Raw genomic sequence first — 24,926 nt, 5'->3', positions numbered from 1 at the left:
GCGGAGTGACCTTCGCACCCTGACAGGAGCGGGGCCGGCCGATTCGGCCGGCCCCGCTTCTTTCTATCTGCCGGGGGTCACCACGGGTGCGGTCAGGCGCAGCTGATCGCGTTGTAGGCGACCTCGTACGAGGTGGTGCCCTGCTTGCCGCCGATCACGGCGGTCCCGGTGACGGTCACCGTGCCCGCCGCGAGCTGCCCGGTCCGCGTGTTGAAGGACTGGTAGGCCTGCTTGGCCGGGGCCACGCCGTCGACGGTCTTGGCGCCGAACGGGGTCGTCAGGGAGACGTTCGCCGGCACCGCGGCGTCGTTGACGGCCGTGACCGCCACGTGCGCCGACGTCCCCACGCAGCGGGAGGAGGCGGTCACGGTCAGCGGGACGCGCGGAGCGGGCGTGGCGATGGTCAGCTTGACCGACTTGGCCTCCTCCACGTTGCCGGCCTTGTCGGCCGAGCGGTACCGCAGCACGTGCTCACCCGGGCCGGAGACGGTGACCGGGCCGGCGTACGGCGTCCAGTCGCCGGCGTCCAGCGCGTACTCGGTGCGCGCCAGGCCGGACGTCTCGTCCGTCGCGGACAGGGTCACCTGCACATCGCCGTCGTGCTCGCCGTCGCCGTTCGCCGGCGGGACCGTCGGGGTCGTGACCGGCGCCGTGGCGTCGATCTTGGCCGTGACGGTCCCGATGTCCTCGACGTTGCCCGCCTTGTCGGCCGAGCGGTACGCCAGCGCGTGCGCGCCGTCGCCGGACAGGACGACCGGAGCGGTGTACCGCGTCCAGGCGCCGCCGTCCAGCCTGTACTCGGTGTGGTCGACCCCGCTGCCCTTCGCCTCGTCGGCGGCGGTCAGCGTGACCTTGACCTGACCGGTGAACCAGCCGCCGGCCGGCCGCGCCGGGTCGGTCGTCGCGCTCGTCACCGGCGCGGTCCTGTCGGCCGGTTGCGTCGCGGTCAGCGCCGCGGCGAGGTCCTTGAGCGCCTCGATCAGAGCGGCCTGCTCCTTGTCCGACTCCTTGAGCGGCGGCTTGGCGGCGCTCAGCAGAAGCGCAGAGGCGGCCTGCCGCTGGCCCTGCTGGCTGAGCTGCTCGGCCTTGTCGATCGACACCTTCACCGACGTGGCGCCGCCCGTGGACATCTTGCCCGTACGCACCGCCTGCACGTAGCGCGCCCGGACCAGGTCGAAGCTCGGCTCCCAGGTCAGCCTCGGCTGGGCCTGCGTGTTGAACCTGCCGAGCCGCACGCTCGCCGCCGCGTTGATCTCGGCCTGGTCGAGGAACCGGCTCGGCATCAGCTTCAAGGCGTCGAAGCCGCGGGCGATCTCGTTGCCGTAGATGTGGCCGTTGTACCAGTACGCCGACCAGTATCCGCCGAGCACCAGCGACGTGGCGCTGACCGGGCCGCGGTCGAAGTAGGCGATCTCCTTGGGGTTGCGGGAGTCGGTGAAGTCGAACGCCGACAGCCCGCCCTGGTACCAGGCCTGGACCATGATGTCGCGCCCGGGGACCGGGACCAGCGAGCCGTTGTGCGCGACGCAGTTCTCCGTGGTCGTCTGCGGCGCGGGGAGCTTGTAGTAGCTGCGGAACTGCAGCTTGCCGCCGACGACGTCGTAGATGGCGTTGGCGCCCCACGACGGCTCGTCGGTGACCCGGCACCGCGCGGCGGAACCGCCGCCCCACTCGTCGGTGAAGACGACCTTGGTGCCGTCGTTGTTGAAGGTCGCGGAGTGCCAGTAGGCGTAGTTCGGGTCGGAGACCGCGTCCAGCCGCTTGGGGTTCGACGGGTCGGAGATGTCGATCAGGATGCCGTTGCCCGCGCAGGCTCCGGCGGCGAGACCGATCTCGGGGTACGCCGTGATGTCGTGGCAGTGGTTGGTGACCGGCTGCGGCGACCAGTTGGTGCCCGACGGGTGCTGCTGGGTGGGCGGGGTGTTCTGCAGCCCGTTGACCGCCCCGGTGGACGGGTCGGCGAGCAGCCGGGGCTGGCTGACGACCGCCGCGTTCTGCGGGGCGGCCAGCGGCACCCGGATGACGTCGATCCTCCACAGCGACGTGCCGGGGTCGGTCGCCGCGGTGTTGGCGCAGCCCGCGAGCTCCTGGCCCGAGCGCACCCCGGCCGTGCCGGAGACGTAGACGTAGACGTTCTCCGGCTCGTTCTTGCTGGTCACCAGCGAGTGGGTGTGCGAGCCGCGGCAGGTCTGCACCGCCGCGACCTGCACCGGCCGGCTGATGTCGCTGATGTCGAAGACGCGCACGCCGCGGAACCGGTCGGGGTTGACCGTGCCGCTCGCGCCCTGCGTGCCGCAGTCGATCCGGCCGCGGGTCTCCTCGACCGACATGAACAGCAGGTTCCCGTAGACCGACAGGTCACCCTGCCCGCCGGGGCAGATCACCGACGTCTTCAGCACGGGGCTGCCGCCGTTGGAGATGTCGTAGATGTTGAAACCCTGGTAGTTGCCGGAGAAGGCGTAGTTGCCGGCGAAGGCCAGGTCGGAGTTGGCGTAGGCGGAGTTCCCCGGATTGGAAGGCTGGACGAACCCTTCCGGTTTGTCCAGGTGAGCCAGCAGTTGCACGTTGCTGGCGGCCTCCTGGGCGTCCAGCCAGCCCGCGCCGAGCCCGACGCGGGGGTCGGTGTCGGCCGAGGCCGCCGTCGTGGTGGTGGACGCCAGTCCGAGGAGCATCGCTCCCATAGTGGTGATGATTCCCAGCCTGCGTAGTCGAGCGCGTCCCCCACGCGCCAAACGGCTACTCGTCACGGGGCGTTCCCTTTCTTTACGGCACCTTCCCCCCGGGCCGGCACGAGGCCGGTGGGCGACCAGGGACCTGGCGCCGCCTCCGTACGAGGCCGGCCTGGGGGGAAGATCCCAATGGTGGTTCCCGCGAACTGTAACGGAAAGGATTTTGATGTTCCATAGGGCGACATATCTGATTAATACGGACAGGCGGCTCATGGGATTTGAAAGCGGTTACCGTAATGGATTCGTTGCGTAAGTTGCGATACCTGACCATGCCTGTGGGGGCATCGGCGGGATGTGCCACCGATGCCCCCACAGGCGAGGTGAGAGGGGCGAGAGCAGGAGGACGAGATCAGGAGGGCGGGATCATGAGGCGGTGCAGGCCACGCTGCCCGGCGTGTTGCCGGAGCCGGTCCCGTTGGCGATGAACCCGAAGGTCGTCGAGCCGCCGGCCGCGAGCGCGCCGTTGTACGGCGCGTTCCTGACGACCACGCGCGAGCCGCTCGACGCGCTCGCGTCGCCGTTCCAGACCTGGTTCACGGTGGCGCCGCCGGGGAACGTCCAGGACACGGTCCAGCCGTTGACCGCGGCCCGTCCGGTGTTGCGTACGGTGACCTGCCCCTGGAACTGCCCCGGCCAGTCGCCGGTCAGCTGATAGACGGCGGCGCATCCGCCCGCCCCGGCGCTCGGCGACGGGCTGGCGCTGGGGCTGGGGGTCCTGCTCGGGGAGGCGCTCGGGCTGGGGCTGGGGGTCCTGCTCGGGGAGGCGCTGGGGCTGGGGCTGGCGGAGGGGATCGCGACGCGGTCCGCGTTGATCACGTACGGATCGCCGAGCAGACTCGCGGCGTTCTGGTTGGCGATCAGGGACAGGTGCGCGGTCTCGGTCGCCGACAGGGTGTAGTCGTGCCAGGAGACCCAGTACGCGACGGCGGGGTAGTCCTGCCGCAGCCGCGTGGCGTACCGCCTGACGTCGAGGCTGCCCGCCGTGACTTGCGAGCCGAACAGGTCCGGGCCGTACTCCGCCTCGCCGACGACCTTCGGGATGCGCAGGTAGTCCTGGTAGTTCGGGATGGACTCCTGCATCGGGCGCCACAGCACCACGACCCCCGCGTCGCGCAGCTGGGTCAGCGCGTCGGCGACGCGGGCGAGCTTGCGCTGCCACACCCTCCCGGCGGGGGTGTTCTGGTCCAGGAGGTCGGCGAGCCGCACGCCGTCGAGCTGGCCGTTGTCGGTGCGGGTGTTGGTCCAGACGCCCGGGTTCCCGGTGATGTCCGACTCGTCGTTGAGCCACGGGCTCTGCGGCGAGAAGTTGACGGTGACCAGGCCGCCACGCCGGGCGTGTCCGGCGAGCACCTGGTTGGCCACGGTCAGCTGCTGCGGAGTGAAGATCTGGTCGTGCTCGTCGTCGAGGCCCCCCGTACGGGCTCGCGGCGCGGCGGGTCGGCCCGGCCGTGCTCGGCTCCGATCACCGGTACCTCGTGATCGCGCCGCGACCGTAACCACCGGTCTCGGCGGAAGTCAACGGACGGTCGCCGGGCCCTCGCCGGGCAGGCCGGTTCACCTCCCCTTATGCCGATCGGCTGGATTCGGCCGCCTGAAACGCTTTCATCGGGGGCGAGTCGCGGCTGGAGGTTTCCCGCCCTCACCTGCGGGTATGCGCGCGGATTCTGCTCATCGCCGCTCGCGTAAGGAATTCGCCGAATGGATGCCAGCAAGCCCGCCAAGGTCGTCAAGGACGTCGTGGAGAACGCCGCCGAGAAGGCGGCCGAGTTCCTGACGCCGGACGTTCCCGGGTCACCGGGCAGCGCCCCCGCGACCCTGGAGGAGCCGACGACGCCGCACGACCCGCTGCCGCCGAAGACGGAGCAGGGCGCTCCCGCGACCGTCACGCCGACCGGGGCGGAGACCGGCGCGCCCGCCGCCGCGAAGGGCCAGCAGGGCGCCTACCTCACCACCGCGCAGGGAGCGCGGCTGCGCGACACCGACCACTCGCTGAAGGCGGGGGAGCGCGGCCCGACCCTGCTGCAGGACCACCACCTGCGCGAGAAGATCACCCACTTCGACCACGAACGCATTCCCGAGCGCGTCGTCCACGCCCGGGGCGCCGGAGCCCACGGAGTGTTCGAGGCGTACGGCACCGCCGAGACGGTGACAAAGGCCGGTTTCCTCAAGAAGGGCAGGAAGACCGACGTCTTCGTGCGGTTCTCCACCGTCCTCGGCTCGCGCGGATCGGCCGACACGGTCCGCGACACCCGGGGGTTCGCGACGAAGTTCTACACCGACGAGGGCACCTTCGACCTCGTCGGCAACAACATCCCGGTCTTCTTCATCCAGGACGGGATCAAGTTCCCCGACGTCATCCACGCGGCCAAGCCGCACCCGGACCGGGAGATCCCCCAGGCGCAGAGCGCGCACGACACGTTCTGGGACTTCGTCTCCCTGCACACCGAGGCACAGCACCACACCATGTGGAACATGTCCGACCGCGCGATCCCGCGCTCCTTCCGGACGATGGAGGGTTTCGGCGTCCACACCTTCCGGCTGGTCAACGAGACGGGGGAGACGGCGCTGGCCAAGTTCCACTGGAAGCCGAAGCTCGGCGTGCACTCCCTGACCTGGGAGGAGGCGCAGATGCTCGGCGGGATGGACCCCGACTTCCACCGCCGCGACCTCTACGACGCGATCGAGGCCGGCGCCCTCCCCGAGTGGGAGCTCGGCATCCAGGTCTTCCCGGACACACCGGACGAGACCTTCGAGGGCATCGACCTGCTCGACCCGACCAAGATCGTGCCCGAGGAGCTCGCGCCGGTGCAGGCGATCGGGAGGATGACGCTCAACCGGACGCCCACGAACTTCTTCGCCGAGGTCGAGCAGGTGGCCTTCCACCCCGGCCACCTGCCGCCGGGCATCGACGTGACCAACGACCCGTTGCTGCAGGCGCGGCTGTTCTCCTACCTCGACACCCAGATCACCCGGCTCGGCGGGCCGAACTTCGCGCAGATCCCGGTCAACCGCCCGCGGTGCCCGGTCAACGACATGCTCCGGGACGGCTTCCACCAGCACGCCGTCCACGCCGGGGTCGCGCCGTACCGGCCGAACTCCCTCGACGGCGGGAACCCGTCCGTCGCGGGCGACGCGGAGAACGCGTTCGTCGACACGCCGGTCCAGGTCGCCCAGGCGCGGAAGGTCCGGGCCAACCCCGCGTCCTTCGGCGACCACTACAGCCAGGTGCGCCTGTTCTGGCTGAGCATGTCGCCGGTGGAGAAGGAGCACATCATCCGCGCCTACACCTTCGAGCTGGGCAAGTGCTACGAGCAGGCGATCAAGGAGCGCCAGCTCCGGTGCCTGGCGAACATCGACCCGGTGCTCTGCCGGGAGGTCGCCACCGGGCTGGGCCTGCCCGCGCCGGAGCCCGCGCTGCCGCTCGCCGACCCTGCGCCCAGCGCCGCTCTGTCGCAGGTGGGCAAGGAGTGGCCGGCCGACGGCCGCGTGGTCGGCATCGTCGCCGCCGACGGCGCCGACCTGGGCGCCGTACGCGAACTCCGGACGGCCGTGTTCGCGGCGGGCATGGTGCCGCTGGTGATCGCCCCGCACGGCGGCATGCTGGACGACGTCCCCGTGCAGCGGACCTTCGCCACCGCCCGGTCGATCGAGTTCGACGCGCTGCTGCTGGCGACGGCCCCCGCGCCCGACGCCCTGCCCGCGCGTGACGCCAAGGCGGGCGCGGCCGACTCCGCCGGGGTGGACCCGCGGGTGACGCTCCTGGTCGACGAGTGCTGGCGGCACGCCAAGGCGATCGGCGCCTGGGGCGCCGGCGCGACCGTGCTCGCGCGGGCCGGGATCACCGGCGCGCCGGGGGTGGTGACCGGCGACTCCGCCACGGAGGTCCTCTCCGGCGTGCGGCGGTCGATGGCCACGCACCGGGTCTGGGAACGGTTCCCCGCCTCGGTCGCCTGACGCCTCGCGGGTGATCGCACCCCGCCGACGCACCCCGCCGACGCACCCCGCCGGCGCACCGGGCCCGGCGCGCCGGCGGGCACTCGGGACGACGAGGCATGTCCGGTCGCCCCGGGGGCACTCAGCGTTGCATGAACGTCGCAGCAGACCCCGTCCTGCAGGCCCTGGTGTTCGCCGTCGACACGACCAGGGGACAGATGAGCGTCACCCTCGCCGTGAACGGCGCGGTCATCACCGGCGTCCTCGTCTCCGCCGAGGAGTACGCCGCCGTGGTCGTCGCGCAGATCCGCCGATCACGCGCCGGGAACGGCGAGGGGAAGGGACTCGAGGACTTCTTCACACCCGTCGGCGAGCAGGCGAGGGAGCGCCGTGAGCGCCATGCCGCCGCCTCCCTCGCCGGCGGGAGCGCTCCGGAGCCGGAACTCCCGGCCTACCTGCACCTCGTCGACGCCTTCACGGTGACCGGAGACCATCTGCCGCAGGGCCCGGGAGCGACCTGGCGCATCCGGGCCGACGACGTCAGCGGATGGAGCGTCAACCCGATCAGCGCCCCCGGCCGGCACGACTCCTGACCCCCGGATCTCCCTCCTCCAGCTCTCCCTACGACCGGCGCCGGGCCACGCGTACTCGCGTGGCCCGGCGCCGGTCGGCTGTCCGGCCCCACCTGCCACGGCGTGACGGCACTTCCCAAAACCGAGTAAACAGACTAATTTAGTAGGAAATGCCGCTGCTCCGCCCACGCGACGGGGGGTTCCTGGGCAGCGGTGGACACGCACGGAGGTCCCATGACGGAGACTCTGCCCGGCCCCGCTCTGAACGCCGACGGCTTCAGGAGCGCGCTCGCGGTGCACGCCGCGGGCGTCGTAGTGATCACAGCGCAGAGCGGGGGAGTTCCGGTGGGCCTGACCGCCACCTCGTTCTCCTCGGTGAGCCTGGACCCGCCCCTCGTCTCCTTCTATGTGGACCGGGCGTCCACCACCTGGCCCTCGCTGCGCGAGGCGGACCACTTCGCGGTGAACGTGCTGACCAGCGACCAGGCCGAGGTCGCCGCCCGGTTCGCCCGGAAGGGCGCCGACCGTTTCGCCGAGCCGACCCGGTGGCGTGCCGGGCCGCTCGGGGCGCCGCTGCTGGAGGACGTCTCCGCGCACCTGATCTGCCTGCCGTACGAACGGGTCGGGATGGGCGACCACATCCTCGTCGTCGGCCTGGTCACCCAGGCCGATCTGCACGGGCCGCGGCGTCCTCTCCTCTATCACCAGGGCCGCTTCGGCCGGTTCGTCGAGCACTCGTGATCGCCTCGGGGCTCCGGGCCCCCTTCTTCTCGGGAGGATCACCCATGATCTACGGCAACTCGCGTCCGGACGCCCGCGGAGCGGCGTCATGAGCTCTCTTGTGGCACTGGTCGGCAATCCGCGCGGCGGTTCCCGTACGCGTCTCGCTGCGGTGGCGGCGGCCGAGGCGCTGGGATCGCGGATCGGGCACGCCGCGCCGCCCGAGGTCGTGGACCTGTCCGCGCTCGGCCCGCACCTGTTCACCCCCGGCCCTTCGCCGAGCGTGGAGGTGGCGCTGGAACTGGTCGCGGGATCAAGCGTGCTCGTGGTCGCGAGCCCCACCTACAAGGCCACCTACACCGGGCTGCTCAAGGCGTTCCTCGACCGGCTCCCGGGTGGCGCGCTCACCGGGACGGTGGCCCTGCCGCTGCTGGTCATGGGCGACGCCCGCCACGCGCTGGCGGTCGAGCTGCACCTGCGCCCCGTGCTGGTCGAGCTGGGCGCGCTGGTGCCCACCCCCGGCCTGGCGCTGCGGGAGTCCGAGATCCCCGAACTCGACCGGGTCCTCGGCGGCTGGGCCGACCGGGTCGCCCCGCAGGTGATCGCGCAGGTGACCACACCGGTCCCGGCGGCGCAGGGCAAGGTCACGGCGTGACGAGCCGGGCCGGTGGCCGTGACGATCACCTCAAAAGTTGGTATTACCTACTGGGTTTGTGGGATAGTCAAGCCCATGGGCAGGGACCCGATCCGCTCCCGGGGTGAGCGGGCAGAGACTCCGCTGACGGCGGCCATCATGGCGGGACGGTGGATCCGCGCGGCCGCCGTGGACGACGAGCGCGGAAGGCGGTGGAGGGCCAACCCCGACCCGTACGGCAGGCCGGCGACGGCGGGCGGGCCGGTGTCCCTGCACTCCGGGGCGGCCGGGATCGTGCTGTTCTTCCTGGAGCTCGCCGCCGGAACCGGGCACGAGGCCTACCTGGAGGACGCCCGCGCCGGGGCCCGCTATCTCGCCGCGACGTGTCCCGAGCAGGGGGACATGTCGCTCCACCACGGCCTGGCGGGCGCCGTGCTCGCGCTGACCGAGGCCGGCTGGGCGCTCGGCGAGGAGCGGTTCGAGGCCACAGCGGTCGCGGTCGCCGACCGGATCGTGCGGAGCGCCCGCGCGTTCGACGGCGGCGGGATCGGCTGGTCGGGGGATCCCACCCTGCGGGGCGACGGCGGCGTCGTCCTCGGGCTGCTGCGCGCCGCCACCGCGCTCGGCGTGCCCGCCTACGAGGAGATGGCGGTCGAGGCCGGCCGGCGGATCGCGCGGCTGGCCGGCGCCCGCGAGGAGACCGCGACCTGCCCCGTCCTTCCCGGCGAGGCGGCGGCGCCGGGCTTCCTGACCGGTGCGGCCGGAACGGCCTTCCTGCTCGCCCGCCTGTACGCCGCGACGGGTGACCGGTCGTTCCTCGACGCGGCCCACCGCGGTGCGGGCGTCGTCAGGGCCGCGTGCGTGGCGACGGGGCACGGCGCGGTGATCGGCGACTATCTGGGCTACTGCTCGGGGTCCGCCGGAGTGGCGCGCATGTTCTACGAGCTCTACCGCGTGACCGGCGACAGCGGCGAGCTCGACTGGGTGAGGCGGCTCGCCGCCGGAGTCGGGGAGTCGGGCGCGTCCTTCCGCCAGACGGCGGGCCTGTGGAACGTCGCCTGCCAGTGCTGCGGCACCGCCGGGCTGATCGAGCTGTACGTCGGCCTGTGGGCGGTGACGGGGGAGCAGGAGCACCTGGAGTTCGCCCGCAGGCTCGCCGACCATCTGATCGGCAGGGCTACGGGTTACGACGGCCGGGGATACCGCTGGTACCAGGCGTACCGGCGGCAGCGTCCCGGCGAGGTGTCGGCCGACACGGGCTACCTGACGGGGGCGGCGGGGATCGGGGCGGCGCTGCTGCACCTCGACGCGGCGGGGCAGGCGGACCGGCCGCGCCGGGTCATCCTGCTGCCCGACAACCCGTTTCCGCCCATCCCCCTGCCGGCCGTCGCCCTGCGGAGACCGGCGAGCTAGTGGAGTGTCCGAGGCACCGACAGCGCGGAGGTGGCGTGTGGACCCACGTTTCACGACCACGACCACGACGGACGACCGCGAGACGGGCCGGAAGACGGGCCGCCGGGTGCCCGGAGAGGGGGAGCCGCCCCCACTCCCCGTGTCGCCGCCCGGCATCCGGAAGCCGCTGCCGGCCCGCCTGTTCGCCGTACACGGCACCAACGCGGAGACGCGGTGGGAGGCACTGCGGGGCGAGGGCGACCTGACGCCCGACCGGCTGTTCTTCGTCCGCAACCACACGTCGACGCCCCTGATCGACGCGGGCTCGTGGCGGCTCACCCTCTGGGGGAGCGGGCTGCGCGGCGGCCCGGTCTCGTTCACCTACCGCGACCTGCTCGCCATGCCGGCCGAGGAGGTGACGGCGTTCGTCGAGTGCGCGGGCAACGGCCGGAGCCTGTACGGGGAGCAGCAGGGCGAGGAGGTGTCCGGCACCCCCTGGAGGCTGGGGGCGGTGGGGGTGGCGCGCTGGCGGGGCGTGCCGTTCGCGGCGCTGCTCGGCAGGGCGGGGATGACCGCCCGCGCGGTGGCGCTGATGCCGCGCGGGCTCGACCCCGACTACGTGGAGGGCGGCGAGAACCTCGGCCGGGTGCGCCGCCCGCTGCCTGTGACGAAAGCGCTGGGCGACGTCCTGGTGGCGTACGAGATGAACGGGCGGCCACTGCCGCCCGACCACGGCTTCCCGGCGCGGCTGGCCGTGCCGGGGTGGGCCGGGATCGCCTGGACCAAGTGGCTGGGCGACGTCGAGGTGTCGGCCGAGCCGCTGGAGTCGCCGTGGAGCAGCCGCCTCTACCGCATGCACGGCCCCGGCCACCCGCCCGGGGGAGGTCCCCCGCTGACCCGGATGGGCGTGAAGAGCGCCTTCGAGCTGCCCTGGCCGGCCCGCCTCCGCGCGGGGCACGGCCACCTGCTGCACGGCCGGTCGTGGTCCGGCAACGGCCGCGTGGTCCGGGTGGACGTCAGCGACGACGACGGCGTGTCATGGCGGCCCGCGCACCTGCACGGCGACAGCAGCCCGCGCGGGTGGGTCAGGTGGACCTTCCGCTGGACGCCGCTCGGCGCGGGCGCGGCGGGGCTGCTGGCCCGGGCGGTGGACGAGACGGGCGCCGGGCAGCCGGAGCGGGCCACGTCCAACCGGCTCGGATACGCGTTCGACGCGGTGGTGCGCCACCCGGTCGTCGTGACCTGATCGGCGACGGCGGGCACGGGTCCGCCTGAAGATCTACAAACGACGGGCATAGAGGTCCGCGCAAACGGGCAAATGTGCGCATATGTTGCCAAAGCTGGCAAAGATTCGCACGTCACATGGCGAGGTGCTGGTCGACCTGCTGCTCGCCGCCGCCGTCATCGCGTTCACGATCCCGACGACGGTGATAGGTCACTCCTTCTCGCTGTGGCACGGCGTGTCCCCACCGGTGGAGCTCGGCGTCGGATCGGCCACCGCCGCGACCATGCTGCTGCGGCGTCGCACCCCCTGGCCGGCGATCGTCGCCAGTGTGGTCTGCGCCTGCCTCATCGGCCAGACGGTGCCGATGGTCCTCGCCGTCTTCTCGCTGACGGCGGAGCACCGCACGCGCTCGTGGACGTACGTGGCGCTGGCGCTCATGGCGGTGTACCTCGTGGTCGACTACGAGAACCCCTACACGGACCGGATCTTCTACCTGAGCGTGGTGCGCGCGCTGACGCTCGTCTACCTGCCCGCGCTGGTCGGCACCTGGGTGTACGACCACCGGCGGCGGTTCCGGGAGCTGAAAGCCGGGGTGCGCGAGCGCGAGGAGTCGGCCGTCCTGGAGGAGCGGCGCAGGATCGCCCGGGAGTTGCACGACACCGTGACGCACGCGGTCACCGGCATGGTCCTCAACGCGGGCCTCATCCGCGATCCGGTGGACCCCGCCGACATCCCCGATCTCGCCGAGGGGATCGAGGACAAGGGCGTCGAGGCGCTCGGCGAGCTGCGCCAGCTGCTCACCATGCTCCGCCGGGAGGGCGTGCCGGTGGTGGAGGCGGCCGAGGCGGTCGCCCGCCTGGCCGAGGAGGCGAGGGCCGCCGGGCTGCGGGTCGACGTCCGGCTCGACCTCCCCCCGGGAGTGTTGCCGCCGGAGGTGACGCACGTGTGCTACCGGCTCGTCCAGGAAGGGCTGAACAACGTGCGCAGGCACGCCCCCGATTCCGACGTCCAGATCACCGGCATGATCGAGCGCGACCACGTGCACATCTCCGTGGTCAACACCGCGGGCGGCACCGCGAGCCGCATCGTGAGCCAGACCGCGGGCGGCGCAGTGGGCGGCACGGCGGGCGGCATTGCGGGCGGCGCAGTGGGCGGCACGGCGAGCGCCGCGGATCCCGGCGGGCAGAAGGCGGCCAGGACGCCGCGGCTGCGCGGCGCGGGCTACGGGCTCACCGGCATCAGGGAGCGCGTCGCCCTGCTGGGCGGCAGCCTCACCGCGGGACCGGCACCCGGCGGCGGCTTCGTCCTCGCGGCCCGGCTCCCGCTAGGCGCCTGCGGAAAGGACGCCGCCCTTCCCGCGAAGCGGAGCGTCCGCGGCTGATCGCGCGTGCCGACTCTACGGCCCGGTCACGCGGACGGCCACATGGCCCGGTCGTCACGCTGGGCCGTTCACGGGGCGGGCCTGCCCGCCGAGCCCGCCGTCGTCTCCGGCGGGCTTCACGAGCGAGGGGATCTCCCCGCGGCCTTCCTGTGCGCGCGGACGCGCCACACGACCAGGGCGATCACGACGGCCGCGGCGACGACGGCCGCGGCCACCCCGCCGACGGCCGACTCCACCTGCCGGTACGCCGTCCCGGCGAAGTAGCCCAGGAGGGTGTATCCGACTCCCCAGAGCACCCCGCCCAGCATGTTGAACAGCAGGAACCGCCGATACTCCATTCGCGCGGCCCCGGCCAGGGTCGGTATCAGGGCACGCAGGAACGCCACGAACCGGCCGAGGAACACCGCCTGGGGCCCCCATCGGCGCACCATCTCCCGGGCCCGCTCCACCCGCTCCCGGCGGCTGCGCAGCGGACGCGTGTCCAGGAGGCCGGAGCCGATGCGCCGGCCGATGGCGTAGCCCACGCTGTCGCCCGAGACGGCGGCCAGCACCGCCACGAGCGCGAGCCACCACACCGAGAGCCGGTCCTGGCCGGCCAGCACGCCGCCCAGCACGACGGCCGTCTCACCCGGGATCACGAACCCCACGAAAAGCGCGTCCTCGGCGAAGACCAGAGCGGCCACGACCACGTAGACCACGATGCCCGACAGGCCCGAAAGCCAGTTGACGATCGCATCCACGTGTCCTCCAGGTCCCCCCGGACATCGTCACACGGCGGCGCACCCGGACCGGTCTCCGCCCGTGCCCCGGCGAGGCGCCGCCGCCCGCCGTACGGTTCTCAGCCGACCGGCACGTCGGCGGGCACGCGGACGGCGGTGAAGGTCGTCCGGCGGCGGAGGCGGAAGCCGAGCGTCTCGTAGAGGCGGATGGCGTCGACGTTGCTCTCGGCGGCGTGCAGGAACGGGATCTCGCCGCGGGCGCGGATACCGGCGGCGACGGCCAGCACCAGCCGGGCCGCCAGACTCTGCCGCCGGAAGGCCGGGTCGGTGCAGACCGCGCTGATCTCCGTCCAGCCGGGCGGGTGCAGCCGTTCCCCGGCCATCGCGACCAGCGCGCCGCGCCGGCGGATGCCCAGGTAGACGCCGAGCTCGATGGTGCGCGGCCGGAACGGGCCGGGCTGGGTGCGCTCCACGAGGTCCAGCACGTCCGGCACGTCGGCCGCCCCCAGGCGGACGGCTTCGTCGTCCCACGCCGGGACCACGTCGTCGCCGACCAGCTGCACGCCGGCGCCGTGCGCCACCACCTCCCACCCGTCGGGAGGGGTGACGCCGGTGACCGGGATCGTCGCGCCGGGCCCGGCGAGCACGGCGAGGTCGTTCCAGTCGCCGGGGCCGGGATCGTCGGGCAGGGTGTGGAAGGGGGAGACGTCGGCGGGGTAGCGCAACGCGTTGCCGTGCCGTTCGGCCAGGTGGGCGTGGGGGCCGGTCAGCGACGCCCAGGCAGGGTTGTCGAGGGGGTGCCCGGCGCTCAAAGTGCCTGTCATCGTGCCTCACCCCGCGTCACTCCGCCCCGTCCGGTGCCTGCCGAGCCGTGCTGATGGGGGGACAGGTCTGCCTTCACCATCGGACCTCCCGTCGTCCGTACGTCTGAAGTATAACCAACTAAACATGTAGGTCTTGACGGTATATCCCGCCCAGTGTCGCGTACTCGCGCGGCGGCGCGGGGACGAGGGGGCGTATCGCGAACGTATCGGGAAACGCATACGCCGCCGCAACGGCCTGGCCTCTTCAGTGGGACGCGATCCTCGGCGCTTGCTGTGAGCGCCGGTTCCCGACCGGAAAAGGACCGTGTGCATGGACTCGGATTCGTTACGTGATGTCGGCCGGCGGCAGCTGGTCAAGTGGAGCGGGCTGGCGGCCGCCGGTGTGGTGGCGGCAGGGGGAGCGCCGAGATCGGCCACGCCGCCCCGGCCGGATCGTCCCGGGGGCGACCGGGGCGACCGGATCCCGCCGGACACCCTGCCCGGCGGGGCCTACGACCGGTACGTGGCGCGGCTCGCCGCCGAGGGAAGATTCTCCGGTGTGGTGCTGCTGTCGCACCGGGGCCGGACGGTGCTGTCCCGTAGCCACGGCATGGCCGACCAGAAGCGGAAGATCCGCAACCGGGAGGACACGGCGTTCGCCCTCAGCTCGGCGGGCAAGCCGTTCCACGCGGTGGCCGTCCTGCAGCTCGCCCAGCAGGGCAGGCTGAAGCTGACGGACACGGTGGGCACCCACCTGACGGGCTTCGCCGAGGACATCGCCGACCGGGTGACCATCCACCACCTGCTGTCCGGCACCTCCGGGCTGGACATGCCGAAGGAGGACGTGCAACGCGTCTTCCAGAGCCGGGCCGAGGTGCACGAGTATCACGAGCGACGGGTCCGGCAGGCTCGGCTGACCGGCGTCCCGGGCCTGCCCAGCACCGGCCACCAGGAGGCGGAGGCCACCGTCCCCGCGCTGATCGTGGAGGCGGTGTCCGGCATGACCTACTGGGACTACGTCCAGAAGCACATCTTCCGGCGCTGCGGCATGACCGGCTCGGCGTTCCACACCAGGCCGCAGTGGCTCACCGGCGGGAACATCGCGCACCCGTACATGGAGGTGGCCGGCGGCGGCGTCGTGGACGCCCTCACCAACCTGGACAAGGGCAGCCCATATCCGTACATCCTGGGCAAGAACCCGGGCCGCGCCTTCGTCGACGCCCCCGGCGACGGCGGCTTCGCCACCGCGCCGGATCTGGTCCGGTTCGCGCGGGCGCTGAGCGACGGCACGGTGCTGGACCGGCCCTGGGCCGACGTGCTCACCGCGGCCAAGGCCCCCCACGGGCAGGCGTCGTTCGCCGCGTACGGGATCGCGACCGACATCGTCGAGGGCCAGTGGGCGTACCAGCGCTCCGGCGGCAACCCCGGTGTCGGCGCCAACTGGAGCATCTACCCCGACACCGGCTGGGCCGGCGTCATCCTCACCAACCACGACAGCGCGCCGCTGGTGGACATCATCGGACAGGAACTGCGGGCCGTCACCGGGGCCTCGCCCGGCGGCGGCACGGGCGGCTGAGGCGCCGGACGACGCCGGCGTCCGGCGTATCGCGGGCGTATGCGGAATCGCATACGCCCCCGCAACGGCCCTCCGTCTTCAATGGGGGCATGGACCACCGCGCAGCCCCCTCAGCACCACCCCGCCGCACGCGCCGGATCGTGCTCGCCGGCCTGGCGATCCTCGCCCTGGCGGGCGCCGTGTTCGCCGTGCGGCGGCCGCTCACGATGGCCGCCCCGGCATGCCTGGCCGGGCGGTGGCACGGCTGCCTCGACACGGAGAACGGCGTGCTGCTCATGATGCTGGCAGGGCTGCCGGCGGCCGCCCTGGTGACGTGGGGCCTGACGCTCCCGCGGCGGGCCGCCGGCGTCGCCTCGGCGTGGCGGAGGTCGCTGGCCGAGGTGGGGATGGTCTACGGGACGGCGCCGTTCGTATGGATCACTTTGATGCCGGGCCCAGGGGCCGGCGTCGTCCCCGGCCGGGTGAGCCTGATCCCGCTGCGGGACCTGGTCACGATGGGGCCGATCGGGATCGGCGGCAACCTGCTGATCTTCGCGGCGCTGGGGTTCTTCGCGCCGCTGCGGTTCGCGGCGCTGGCGTCCGTGCCGCGGATCCTGGCGCTCGGCGCGGGCTGCTCGGCCGTGGTCGAGACCCTGCAGTACGTCCTGCGGCTCGACCGGGTGTCGTCGGTGGACGACGTGCTGGTCAACGCCGCCGGCGCCGTGCTCTTCGGGCTGGCGTCGCGCCGCTGGTGGCACGCCGCGGCGGAGGCGCCGCCGGACCGGCCCCGCCCGGTGCCGGTGCCGGCAGGGGTGCGGGCACGGGCAGACTGAGCCACATGCGCGTGCTGATCGTGGAGGACGAGCCCTACCTGGCCGAAGCCGTCCGGGAGGGTCTGCGGCTGGAGGCGATCGCCGCCGACATCGCCGGCGACGGCGATTCGGCCCTGGAACTGCTCGGCGTCAACTCCTACGACATCGCGATCCTCGACCGCGACATTCCCGGCCCCTCCGGCGACGAGGTCGCCCGGCGCATCGTCGCCTCCGGCAGCGGCATCCCGATCCTCATGCTCACCGCCGCCGACCGGATCGACGACAAGGCCTCCGGGTTCGGGCTCGGCGCCGACGACTACCTCACCAAACCGTTCGAGCTCCGGGAGCTCGTCCTGCGGCTGCGGGCGCTCGACCGCAGACGGGCGTACGCCCGGCCCCCGGTTCGCGAGATCGCGGGCCTGCGGCTCGACCCCTTCCGCCGGGAGGTCTTCCGCGGCGAGCGCTACGTCGCGCTCACCCGCAAGCAGTTCGCCGTGCTGGAGGTCCTCGTCGCCGCCGAGGGCGGGATCGTCAGCGCCGAGGAGCTGCTGGAACGGGCCTGGGACGAGAACGCCAACCCCCTCACCAACGCCGTGCGCATCACCGTCTCCGCACTGCGCAAACGGCTCGGCGAACCCTGGGTCATCGCCACGGTGCCCGGTGTCGGCTATCGGATCGACACCGGCATCGGCACCGGCACCGCCACGGGGACGGGGCCCGGCAGCACGCATGGATAGGCGCCCGGGGCTCAGCACCCGGCTGAAACTCACCCTCAGCTACGCCGGGTTCCTCCTGCTCGCCGGCGCTCTCCTGCTGGCCGTGGTGTGGGTGTTCCTGCTGCGTTACGTGCCCGACGGCGCGCTCGGCACCGGGCCGAGGGGCGGCCCGCCCGGGGCGGCGCCGCTGCGGTTCATCCCCAACCGCACCGACCTCCAGCGCGCCTTCGTCCCCCGGGCGGCCGAGGCGCTGGCCTTTCTGCTGGCGTTCGGCCTGCTGGGCGGATGGATCCTGGCCGGCCGGATGCTCGCACCGCTCACCCGGATCACGGACGCGGCCCGGACGACCGCGAACGGGTCGCTGTCCCACCGGATCCGCATGAAGGGCCGCCGGGACGAGTTCCGGGAGCTCTCCGACGCGTTCGACTCGATGCTCGACCGGCTCGAGTCCCACGTCGCCGAGCAGCGGAGGTTCGCCGCGAACGCCTCCCACGAACTGCGCACACCGCTGGCGATCTCGCGTACGCTCCTCGACGTCGCCCGCCGGGACCCGACACGGGACCGGGACGAACTCCTCGACCGCCTGCACACCGTCAACCAGCGGGCGATCGACCTCACCGCGGCCCTCCTGCTGCTCAGCCGCGGCGACCGCGGCGACTTCGCCCGTGAGAGCGTCGACCTCTCCCTCGCCGCCGAGGAGGCCGCCGAAACGCTGCTTCCCCTCGCCGAACACCGCCGGATCACGCTGAACGTCACCGGCGGAGCGGCCCGGACCGACGGCTCCGCCGAGCTCCTGGCCCGGATGGTGACGAATCTCGTCCAGAACGCGATCGTCCACAACCTCCCCGCCGGCGGCACCGTGACGGTCCACACCGAGGCGTACGGCGGCACCAGCCTGCTGCGGGTCGAGAACACGGGCCGCCCGCTCCCGCCGGAGCTGATACCGACCCTCACCGAGCCCTTCCAGCGCGGAACGGAACGCGTCCGCACCGACGAGCACGCCGGCGCCGGTCTCGGCCTGGCCATCGTGCACAGCGTCGTCCGCGCCCACAACGGGACGCTCGATCTCGCCCCCGGCCCGGACGGTGGTCTCCTCGTCACCGTACGGCTTCCCGGCGCGCCGTAGGAGTCGTCGGCGGGTGGGCCGGCGAAGGGCGGAATCCCCGGCGGAAGCGTGTTGACAGATTATCCGAGTTTTCCTACTTTGTTTACAGGTTTTTCCCCGGGGGGGTTTCGGGCGGGCACGGACCGGGACGCGCCGCCTCCCCACTCCGCCGTCCCGTCTGATCCGCCGTCCCGTTCGAAGCACCGAAAGGCTCTCCCCCCGATGTCCACGAACACGCGCTTATCCATCGGCGTCTCGCTCCTGGGGGTCCTCGCCCTCGCCGCCTGCGGCACGACGGGCAAGGACACCGCGGCGGGCAAGGCGCCCGCCGGGCCGGTCAAGGGCGGCACGCTGACGTTCGCCGTCAACACCGAGCCCTCCACCTGCCTCGACCCCCACCAGAGCCCCGCCGACGTGGCCGGACTGTTCACCCGGCCCGCGCTGGACTCGCTCGTGTCCCTGGACGCCGAGGGGAGGATCCACCCCTGGCTGGCCACCAAGTGGACCGTCTCGCCGGACCAGAAGACCTACACGTTCACCCTGCGCGACGGCGTCAGGTTCTCCGACGGCACGGCCTTCGACGCCGAGGCGGTCAAGGCCAACCTGGACCACATCGTCAACCCGGCGACCAAGTCGCAGCTCGCCGCGGGCTACATCGAGCCGTACAAGGGGAGCGAGGTCGTCGACGCGCACACGGTGCGGGTCCACTTCGGCAGGCCGTACTCGCCGTTCCTGTCCGCCCTGGCCACGGCGTACTTCGGCATCGAGTCGCCCAAGTCGCTCAAGCAGCCGCAGGACGCGCTGTGCAAGAAGGTCGTCGGGTCCGGGCCGTTCGTGATCGACGAGTACGTGGTGCAGAAGGGCATCACCTACCACCGCAACCCCGGCTACGACTGGGCGCCGGAGGGCGCCGGGCACACCGGCGAGACCTACCTGGACAAGCTGGAGATCAAGGTCATCACCGAGGACTCGGTCCGGCTCGGCGCGCTCACCAGCGGGCAGGTCGACGGGATCGCCAGCGTGCCGCCGGTGAACGTCAAGCAGGTGCGGGCCGACTCCCGGCTGACCGTCACCACGCGGCAGGCGCCGGGCGGCAACTACAACTACTACCCGAACACGACCTCCGGGCCGTTCGCCGACAAGCGCGTCCGCCAGGCGTTCCGCGACGGCATCGACTTCGCGACGATCGTCCGGAACCTCTACTTCGGAGCGTTCCAGCCCGCCGCGGGCCCCATCTCCCCGTCGACCGACGGGTACGACAAGACGCTCGAAGGAAAGACGACGTACGACCCCGCGGCGGCCGCCCGGCTGCTGGACGAGGCCGGCTGGCCGGGGAAGGACGCCGAGGGTTACCGGACCAAGGACGGCAGGCGGCTGACGATCCGCTGGGCGTTCCTCAAGTCGTTCGCCCGTGAGCAGCGCGACACGCTGGCCGAGCAGATCCAGGCCGAGGCCAAGAAGATCGGCTTCGACGTGCAGTTCGTCTCCGGCACCGTCAACGAATGGCTGGAGAAGTATCCCAAGGGCGACTACGACCTCGTCGACTTCAGCTGGCAGCGCGCCGACGGCGACACCCTGCGCAACCTGTTCGACACCTCCGCCATCCCCACGGCCGCCAAGTTCGGGCAGAACGCCGCCCGCCTGTCCGACAAGGACGTCGACGGCTGGCTGAGCGGGGCGCTGGACACGACCGACCAGGCCAGGCGGGCCGAGCTGTACGCCAAGGTGCAGCAGCGGGTCACCGACGAGGCCGCGGTCTTCCCGGTGTACGTGTTCAACTACCTGCTCGGGGCCGGGAAGAAGGCGCACGGCATCGGCTGGGAGCCGCAGGCGTACCCGACCTTCTACGACGCCTGGGTCGAGCAGGCATGACCGCCGTTGCCGTACCGGCCACCCGGGCCCGCGCCCGGGTGGTCCGCCCGGTGCTGGTGCGGCTGGGCACGTCCGTCCTGGTGCTGTGGGGCGCGGTGACGGTCGCGTTCGCCGGCCTCCACCTCACCCCGGGCAACGTCGTCGACCTGCTCATCGGCAGCAGCACCGTCACGCCCGAGGTCCGCGCCCGGATCATCGCCGACTACGGGCTGGACCGGCCGCTGCCCGCCCAGTACGCCGCCTACCTGGGCCGGGTGCTGCACGGCGACCTGGGCCAGTCGTACCAGCTGCACCAGTCGGTCGCCTCGGCGATCGGGGAGCAGGTCGGGTCGTCCGTCCAGCTCATGCTCGCGTCGTTCGTCCTGGCGGTCGTGGTCTCGGTCACGGTCGCGGTGCTGACGGCGGGCCGCCGGTGGGCGCGGGCGGTGTTCTCCGGCATCGAGCTGGTCGGCATCTCCATCCCGTCGTTCTGGGCCGGGATCCTGCTGCTCACCGTCTTCTCGTTCGGGCTGGGGATCTTCCCCGCCACCGGCGGGGACGGGCCGGAGAGCCTGGTCCTGCCGTCCGTCGCGATGGCGATCCCGGTCGTCGCGACGCTCAGCCAGGTGCTGCGCGAGGGCCTGGAGCTCACGCTGGAGGAGCCGTTCGTGCTCACCGCCCGCTCGCGCGGCATGTCCGATCTGGGCGTGCGGCTGCGGCACGCGCTGCGGCACGCACTGCTGCCCACGGTCACCCTGGCCGGGTGGATGGTCAGCTTCCTGTTCGGCGGGGCCGTGATCATCGAGTCGGTCTTCTCCCGGCAGGGCATCGGGCGGCTGACCCTCGCGGCGGTCGGCAACAAGGACCTGCCGGTCGTGATGGGCGTGGTGCTGATCGCCTCGCTGCTCTACGTCGTCATCAACATCCTGCTCGACCTGCTCTACCTGGCTATCGACCCGCGTCTGCGAGGTGCCTGAGTGACCACGTCCACCCTTGCCGCACCCGCCGTGGTGGTGGGGCGCGGACGGCGGCGGCGGGCGCCGCGGGCCGGCGTCTGGGCCGCCGCGGCGTTTCTGCTGGCCGTGACCGTGGTCGCGGTGGCGCCCGGCCTCGTCGCGCACGGCTCGCCCGACCTCGCCGACGCCGTCGCGGCGCTCCGGCCGCCGGGCGGCGGGCACCCGCTCGGCACCGACGCCAACGGGCGCGACATGTTCACCCGGATCGTGTACGGCACGAGGCCGTCGGTGCTGGCCGGGCTGGCCGCCACCGCCATCGCGGTGACCGGCGGCACCCTCGTCGGGCTGCTGGCCGCGCTCGGCGGCCGGGTGCTCGACGAGGCCGCCATGCGCCTCGTGGACGTCCTGCTCTCGCTGCCGGGACTGCTGCTGGCCCTGCTGGTGATCGCCGTCGTCGGCCCGGGCACGCTCAACGCGGTGTTCGCCATCGCCGCCTACACGCTGCCGGGGTACGCGCGCCTGGTCCGCGCCCAGACCATGGTCATCCGCAGGTCGGGGTACGTCGAGGCGGCCGTATCGCTCGGCCTGACCAGGGCCGGGATCATCACGCGGCACGTGCTGCCCAACGCGTTCGCGCCGCTGCTGGTGGTGGCCACGATCGAGGTGGGCACCGCGCTGGTCGCGGCGTCGTCGCTGAGCTTCCTCGGCCTCGGCCCGAAGCCGCCCGCGCCCGAGTGGGGGGCGATGCTGTCGGCCGGGCGCGACTACTTCTCCGTCGCCTGGTGGGTCGCGGTCTTCCCGGGGCTCGCCATCACGCTCACCGTCCTTTCCGTCACGGTCGTCGGCCGCCACCTGCAGCGGCGCGTCGAAGGGAGACTGTCGTGACCGAACAACGGGTCGCCCCGATCGTCGAGGTGTCCGATCTGCGGGTCTCGTTCGGCCAGGTCCAAGCCGTCCGCTCGATCTCCTTCACCGTGCGCCCGGGCGAGTGCGTCGCCATCGTGGGGGAGTCGGGCTCGGGCAAGAGCGTCACCGCCCGCACGCTGATCGGGCTGACCGGCTCCGGCGCCGAGGTCACCGCCCGGTCGCTCGTCGTGGCCGGCCGCGACGTCACGGCGTACGGCGAACGGCAGTGGCGGGCGGTGCGTGGCGGCGAGGCCGGCTACGTCCTGCAGGACGCGCTGGTCTCGCTCGACCCGCTGCGCCCGGTCGGCAAGGAGATCGCCGAGTCGCTGCGGCTGCACCGGACCGTGCCGCGCGCGGACGTGCGGCGGCGGGTGATCGAACTGCTGCGCGAGGCGGGGGTGCCGGAGCCCGAGCTGCGGGCCGCGCAGTATCCGCACCAGCTGTCCGGCGGGCTGCGGCAGCGGGCGCTGATCGCCTCGGCGGTCGCCTGCGAGCCCCGGCTGCTGATCGCCGACGAGCCGACCACCGCCCTGGACGTCACCGTGCAGGCGCAGATCCTGCGGCTGCTGGCCGGGCGCCGCCGGGCCGGGGCGGGGCTGCTGCTGATCAGCCACGACCTCGCCGTGGTGGCCGAGCTGGCCGACCGGGTGCTGGTGATGAAGGACGGCGTGGTCGTCGAGGAGGGCGCCACCGCGGAGGTGCTGGGCGCCCCCCGGCACGCCTACACCCGGGGGCTGCTGGCCGCGGTGCCCTCCGAGCACGGCCGGGGCACCCGCCTCACCGTGCGCGAGGACGGCTCGGCGCCGCCTCCGTCGCCGGCCGTGCCGCCCGGCGAGGTGGTGGTCAGGGCGACCGGGCTGGCCAGGTCGTTCGCGGGGCCGGACGGGCTGCGCCGGGCGGCCGTCGACGGGGTGTCGTTCGAGCTGCGGGCGGGGGAGACGCTCGGGCTCGTCGGCGAGTCGGGCTCGGGCAAGACCACGACGGCCCGCCTGGTGCTGGGGCTGGTGGAACCCGACGCGGGCGAGGTGGAGATCGACGGGAGGTCCTGGCGGGGCCTCGGCTCCGCCGGGCGCCGCGCGCTGCGGCGGCACATCCAGGTGATCTACCAGGACCCGCTGAGCTCCTTCGACCCCCGCTTCACCGTACGGCGGATCCTCGGCGAGGCGCTCGCCGTCGGCGGCGAGCCGCGCCGCACCCGGCGCGACCGGGCCGTCGAGCTGCTCGCGCAGGTCGGCCTGGACGCGTCGATCCTCGACCGCAGGCCGCTGCGCCTGTCGGGCGGGCAGCGGCAGCGGGTCGCGATCGCCCGGGCGCTGGCCCCCCGGCCCCAGGTGATCGTCTGCGACGAGCCGGTCTCCGCGCTGGACGTGTCGATCCAGGCGCAGGTGCTCGACCTGCTCGCCGACCTGCAGGCCGAGCTCGGCGTGGCCTACCTGTTCATCTCCCACGACCTCGGCGTGATCCACCACGTCAGCGACCGGGTGCTGGTGATGAAGGACGGCCGGGTGGTGGAGTCCGGCGACGTCCGCACGATCTTCACCGAGCCGGCCGCGCCGTACACGCGGGAACTCCTGGCAGCGATCCCCCGGCTGGACCGGACACCCCGGCCGGACCAGCCCCCGCAGCCGGACCAGCCCCCGCAGCCGACCCAGCCCCCGCAGCCGGACCAGGCAGCCCGGCTCGATCATCGGGCGTACGACCGGGAGGCCGTGGCATGACGTACGACATCGCGATCGTCGGGGCGGGCGTGCATGGCGCGGCCGCCGCGTTCCACCTCGCCCGGCGCGGCGTGTCCGTCGCCGTGTTCGACCGGGGCCCGGTCTCGGGCGGCCCCACCGGCCGGTCGGGCGGCATCTGCCGGGCCTACTACACCGACCCGTTCCTGGCGGAGACGGCACGCGACGGCATCGCGTTCCTCGCCGGCTTCGAGGAGCGCACCGGCGGGCACCAGTCGGGGTTCCGCCGGACCGGCGCGTTCTACCTCCACGGGCCCGGCGACGTCGAGGCGGCGGCCGGCACCGCCGCGCGGCTCGGCGAGCTCGGCGTCCGCGGCGAACTGGTCGGCGCGGAGGCGCTGCCCGCCCGGCTGCCCGGCCTGGACCTCGACGGCGTCGCCGTCGCCGTCTGGGAGGCGGACGCCGGGTACGCCGACCCGTACGCGGCGACGGTCGGGCTGGCCGCGGCGGCGCGGCGGCACGGCGCGGTGTTCCACCCGCACCGCCCGGTCGTCGCGCTCGCCGAGGAGAGCCACGGGGCGGCGGTGACCACCTCCGACGGCGAGGTCCACCGGGCCGGGCGGCTCCTCGTGGCCGCCGGGCCGTGGACCGCCGCCCTGCTGCGGCCGCTCGGCGTGGACCTGCCGCTGACCGTGGAGCGGCACGTCGTGGCGGTCTCCGAGCACGACCCCGCCGACGCCGGTGGGCTCGTGCCGCACGTCCTGATCGACCTGCCCGGCGGTTACTACACCACCCCGCAGCCCCGCACGCAGTACCTCACCGGCGGGGTCGTCCCGGCGTCCGCCGCCGGCCCCGACGACGTCCCCGGCCCGCGTTCGGGCGAGCTGGAGGCGCTCGCCGCGGCCTCCGGCGTACGCTCCGCGGCCCGCCGTCGCGCCCGGGTGACCGGCGGCTGGGCCTCGCTGTACGACGTGAGCCCCGACTGGCAGCCGGTCACGGGCCGGGTCGGCGAGCACGTCTACGTCGACGCCGGCACCAGCGGCCACGGCTTCAAGCTCGCGCCCGCCTGGGGCGACCACGTCGCCCGGCTGCTGCTGGGCGACCCCGATCCTCGCCTCGCCGCCTTCGGCCCCGGCCGCTTCGCCACCGGCGCGAAGCTGGCCGCCGGGTTCGGCACGGCCAGGATCCTCGGCTGACGTCCACGGACCGCCCGAGATCGACTGCCCCAGATCGACAAGGAG

The 24,926-nt window shown here is 73.1% G+C and carries 20 protein-coding genes; 16 read left to right on the top strand and 4 right to left on the bottom strand.

Annotated features, from left to right (window positions below):
• Positions 1-92: 92 nt before the first annotated feature.
• Positions 93-2,672 (bottom strand): LVIVD repeat-containing protein, encoded by a 2,580-nt coding sequence (locus OG344_RS29265; protein WP_405085849.1) that lies wholly within the window; start codon positions 2,670-2,672, stop codon positions 93-95.
• Positions 2,673-3,092: 420 nt separating this feature from the next.
• A complete protein-coding gene (locus OG344_RS29260) occupies positions 3,093-4,091 on the bottom strand; it encodes a cellulose binding domain-containing protein (RefSeq protein WP_405085848.1) in 999 nt (332 codons plus the stop codon).
• Between the two features lie 336 nt (positions 4,092-4,427).
• Between OG344_RS29260 and OG344_RS29255 the strand changes: the two genes are divergently transcribed.
• From OG344_RS29255 to OG344_RS29225, 7 genes are all read left to right on the top strand, one after another.
• Complete coding sequence (locus OG344_RS29255) at positions 4,428-6,683, top strand: catalase (protein WP_405085847.1); 2,256 nt, start codon at positions 4,428-4,430, stop codon at positions 6,681-6,683.
• 131 nt (positions 6,684-6,814) lie between these two features.
• Positions 6,815-7,255 carry a hypothetical protein gene (locus tag OG344_RS29250; protein ID WP_327046461.1) on the top strand — a complete coding sequence of 147 codons (441 nt, stop codon included), beginning with the start codon at positions 6,815-6,817 and terminating at the stop codon, positions 7,253-7,255.
• A gap of 213 nt (positions 7,256-7,468) precedes the next feature.
• Positions 7,469-7,975, top strand: a complete 507-nt coding sequence (locus tag OG344_RS29245; RefSeq protein WP_327046460.1) for a flavin reductase family protein — start codon at positions 7,469-7,471, stop codon at positions 7,973-7,975.
• Positions 7,976-8,063: 88 nt separating this feature from the next.
• Complete coding sequence (locus OG344_RS29240) at positions 8,064-8,609, top strand: NADPH-dependent FMN reductase (RefSeq protein ID WP_405085846.1); 546 nt, start codon at positions 8,064-8,066, stop codon at positions 8,607-8,609.
• 75 nt (positions 8,610-8,684) lie between these two features.
• The gene (locus OG344_RS29235; RefSeq protein WP_405085845.1) at positions 8,685-10,001 is read left to right on the top strand and encodes a lanthionine synthetase LanC family protein; all 1,317 of its coding nucleotides are present in this window, start codon (positions 8,685-8,687) and stop codon (positions 9,999-10,001) included.
• A gap of 37 nt (positions 10,002-10,038) precedes the next feature.
• Positions 10,039-11,226, top strand: a complete 1,188-nt coding sequence (locus OG344_RS29230; RefSeq protein WP_405085844.1) for a molybdopterin-dependent oxidoreductase — start codon at positions 10,039-10,041, stop codon at positions 11,224-11,226.
• Between the two features lie 124 nt (positions 11,227-11,350).
• A complete protein-coding gene (locus OG344_RS29225; protein WP_405085843.1) occupies positions 11,351-12,586 on the top strand; it encodes a sensor histidine kinase in 1,236 nt (411 codons plus the stop codon).
• 116 nt (positions 12,587-12,702) lie between these two features.
• On the opposite strand, the gene OG344_RS29220 is transcribed toward OG344_RS29225, so the two are convergent.
• The gene (locus OG344_RS29220) at positions 12,703-13,326 is read right to left on the bottom strand and encodes a DedA family protein (protein WP_405085842.1); all 624 of its coding nucleotides are present in this window, start codon (positions 13,324-13,326) and stop codon (positions 12,703-12,705) included.
• 98 nt (positions 13,327-13,424) lie between these two features.
• Positions 13,425-14,129 carry a GNAT family N-acetyltransferase gene (locus OG344_RS29215; RefSeq protein WP_405085841.1) on the bottom strand — a complete coding sequence of 235 codons (705 nt, stop codon included), beginning with the start codon at positions 14,127-14,129 and terminating at the stop codon, positions 13,425-13,427.
• 310 nt (positions 14,130-14,439) lie between these two features.
• Here OG344_RS29215 and OG344_RS29210 point away from each other — a divergent pair, with 310 nt between their 5' ends.
• From OG344_RS29210 to OG344_RS29170, 9 genes are all read left to right on the top strand, one after another.
• A complete protein-coding gene (locus tag OG344_RS29210; RefSeq protein ID WP_405085840.1) occupies positions 14,440-15,684 on the top strand; it encodes a serine hydrolase domain-containing protein in 1,245 nt (414 codons plus the stop codon).
• An 89-nt stretch (positions 15,685-15,773) separates the two neighbouring features.
• Positions 15,774-16,496: a VanZ family protein gene (locus OG344_RS29205; protein ID WP_405085839.1), complete on the top strand. Its 723-nt coding sequence runs from the start codon at positions 15,774-15,776 to the stop codon at positions 16,494-16,496.
• 5 nt (positions 16,497-16,501) lie between these two features.
• Complete coding sequence (locus OG344_RS29200; protein ID WP_405085838.1) at positions 16,502-17,212, top strand: response regulator transcription factor; 711 nt, start codon at positions 16,502-16,504, stop codon at positions 17,210-17,212.
• Positions 17,205-18,317, top strand: coding sequence for a sensor histidine kinase (locus OG344_RS29195; protein ID WP_405085837.1), 1,113 nt, complete (start codon positions 17,205-17,207; stop codon positions 18,315-18,317). The genes OG344_RS29200 and OG344_RS29195 overlap by 8 nt, the downstream gene beginning before the upstream one ends.
• Positions 18,318-18,518: 201 nt before the next feature.
• Positions 18,519-20,168: an ABC transporter substrate-binding protein gene (locus OG344_RS29190; protein ID WP_405085836.1), complete on the top strand. Its 1,650-nt coding sequence runs from the start codon at positions 18,519-18,521 to the stop codon at positions 20,166-20,168.
• Positions 20,165-21,124: an ABC transporter permease gene (locus OG344_RS29185; protein ID WP_405085835.1), complete on the top strand. Its 960-nt coding sequence runs from the start codon at positions 20,165-20,167 to the stop codon at positions 21,122-21,124. The genes OG344_RS29190 and OG344_RS29185 overlap by 4 nt, the downstream gene beginning before the upstream one ends.
• The gene (locus tag OG344_RS29180; RefSeq protein ID WP_405085834.1) at positions 21,125-21,988 is read left to right on the top strand and encodes an ABC transporter permease; all 864 of its coding nucleotides are present in this window, start codon (positions 21,125-21,127) and stop codon (positions 21,986-21,988) included.
• On the top strand, positions 21,985-23,727 hold the full coding sequence (locus OG344_RS29175; protein WP_405085833.1) for a dipeptide ABC transporter ATP-binding protein: 1,743 nt from the start codon (positions 21,985-21,987) through the stop codon (positions 23,725-23,727). Before OG344_RS29180 ends, OG344_RS29175 begins: the two co-directional genes overlap by 4 nt.
• Entirely contained in the window at positions 23,724-24,881 is a 1,158-nt protein-coding gene (locus tag OG344_RS29170; RefSeq protein WP_405085832.1) for an NAD(P)/FAD-dependent oxidoreductase, read from the top strand. Before OG344_RS29175 ends, OG344_RS29170 begins: the two co-directional genes overlap by 4 nt.
• Positions 24,882-24,926 lie beyond the last annotated feature (45 nt).

The organism is Microbispora sp. NBC_01389 (assembly GCF_045040095.1).
In the GTDB taxonomy this organism is placed as follows: Bacteria; Actinomycetota; Actinomycetes; order Streptosporangiales; family Streptosporangiaceae; genus Microbispora.
Note: the sequence above shows the minus strand (reverse complement) of the source record. Positions and strands in the feature narration are given on the sequence as shown.

Bases quoted from the DNA above. Each gene is read 5' to 3' on its own strand.
- OG344_RS29190 (WP_405085836.1), top strand. From the start codon at position 18,519: ATGTCCACGAACACGCGCTTATCCATCGGCGTCTCGCTCCTGGGGGTC.
- OG344_RS29250 (WP_327046461.1), top strand. From the start codon at position 6,815: ATGAACGTCGCAGCAGACCCCGTCCTGCAGGCCCTGGTGTTCGCCGTC.
- OG344_RS29210 (WP_405085840.1), top strand. From the start codon at position 14,440: ATGGACTCGGATTCGTTACGTGATGTCGGCCGGCGGCAGCTGGTCAAG.
- OG344_RS29215 (WP_405085841.1), bottom strand. From the start codon at position 14,129: ATGACAGGCACTTTGAGCGCCGGGCACCCCCTCGACAACCCTGCCTGG.
- OG344_RS29195 (WP_405085837.1), top strand. From the start codon at position 17,205: ATGGATAGGCGCCCGGGGCTCAGCACCCGGCTGAAACTCACCCTCAGC.
- OG344_RS29170 (WP_405085832.1), top strand. From the start codon at position 23,724: ATGACGTACGACATCGCGATCGTCGGGGCGGGCGTGCATGGCGCGGCC.
- OG344_RS29235 (WP_405085845.1), top strand. From the start codon at position 8,685: ATGGGCAGGGACCCGATCCGCTCCCGGGGTGAGCGGGCAGAGACTCCG.
- OG344_RS29255 (WP_405085847.1), top strand. From the start codon at position 4,428: ATGGATGCCAGCAAGCCCGCCAAGGTCGTCAAGGACGTCGTGGAGAAC.
- OG344_RS29185 (WP_405085835.1), top strand. From the start codon at position 20,165: ATGACCGCCGTTGCCGTACCGGCCACCCGGGCCCGCGCCCGGGTGGTC.
- OG344_RS29245 (WP_327046460.1), top strand. From the start codon at position 7,469: ATGACGGAGACTCTGCCCGGCCCCGCTCTGAACGCCGACGGCTTCAGG.
- OG344_RS29265 (WP_405085849.1), bottom strand. From the start codon at position 2,672: ATGCTCCTCGGACTGGCGTCCACCACCACGACGGCGGCCTCGGCCGAC.
- OG344_RS29205 (WP_405085839.1), top strand. From the start codon at position 15,774: ATGGACCACCGCGCAGCCCCCTCAGCACCACCCCGCCGCACGCGCCGG.
- OG344_RS29200 (WP_405085838.1), top strand. From the start codon at position 16,502: ATGCGCGTGCTGATCGTGGAGGACGAGCCCTACCTGGCCGAAGCCGTC.
- OG344_RS29240 (WP_405085846.1), top strand. From the start codon at position 8,064: ATGAGCTCTCTTGTGGCACTGGTCGGCAATCCGCGCGGCGGTTCCCGT.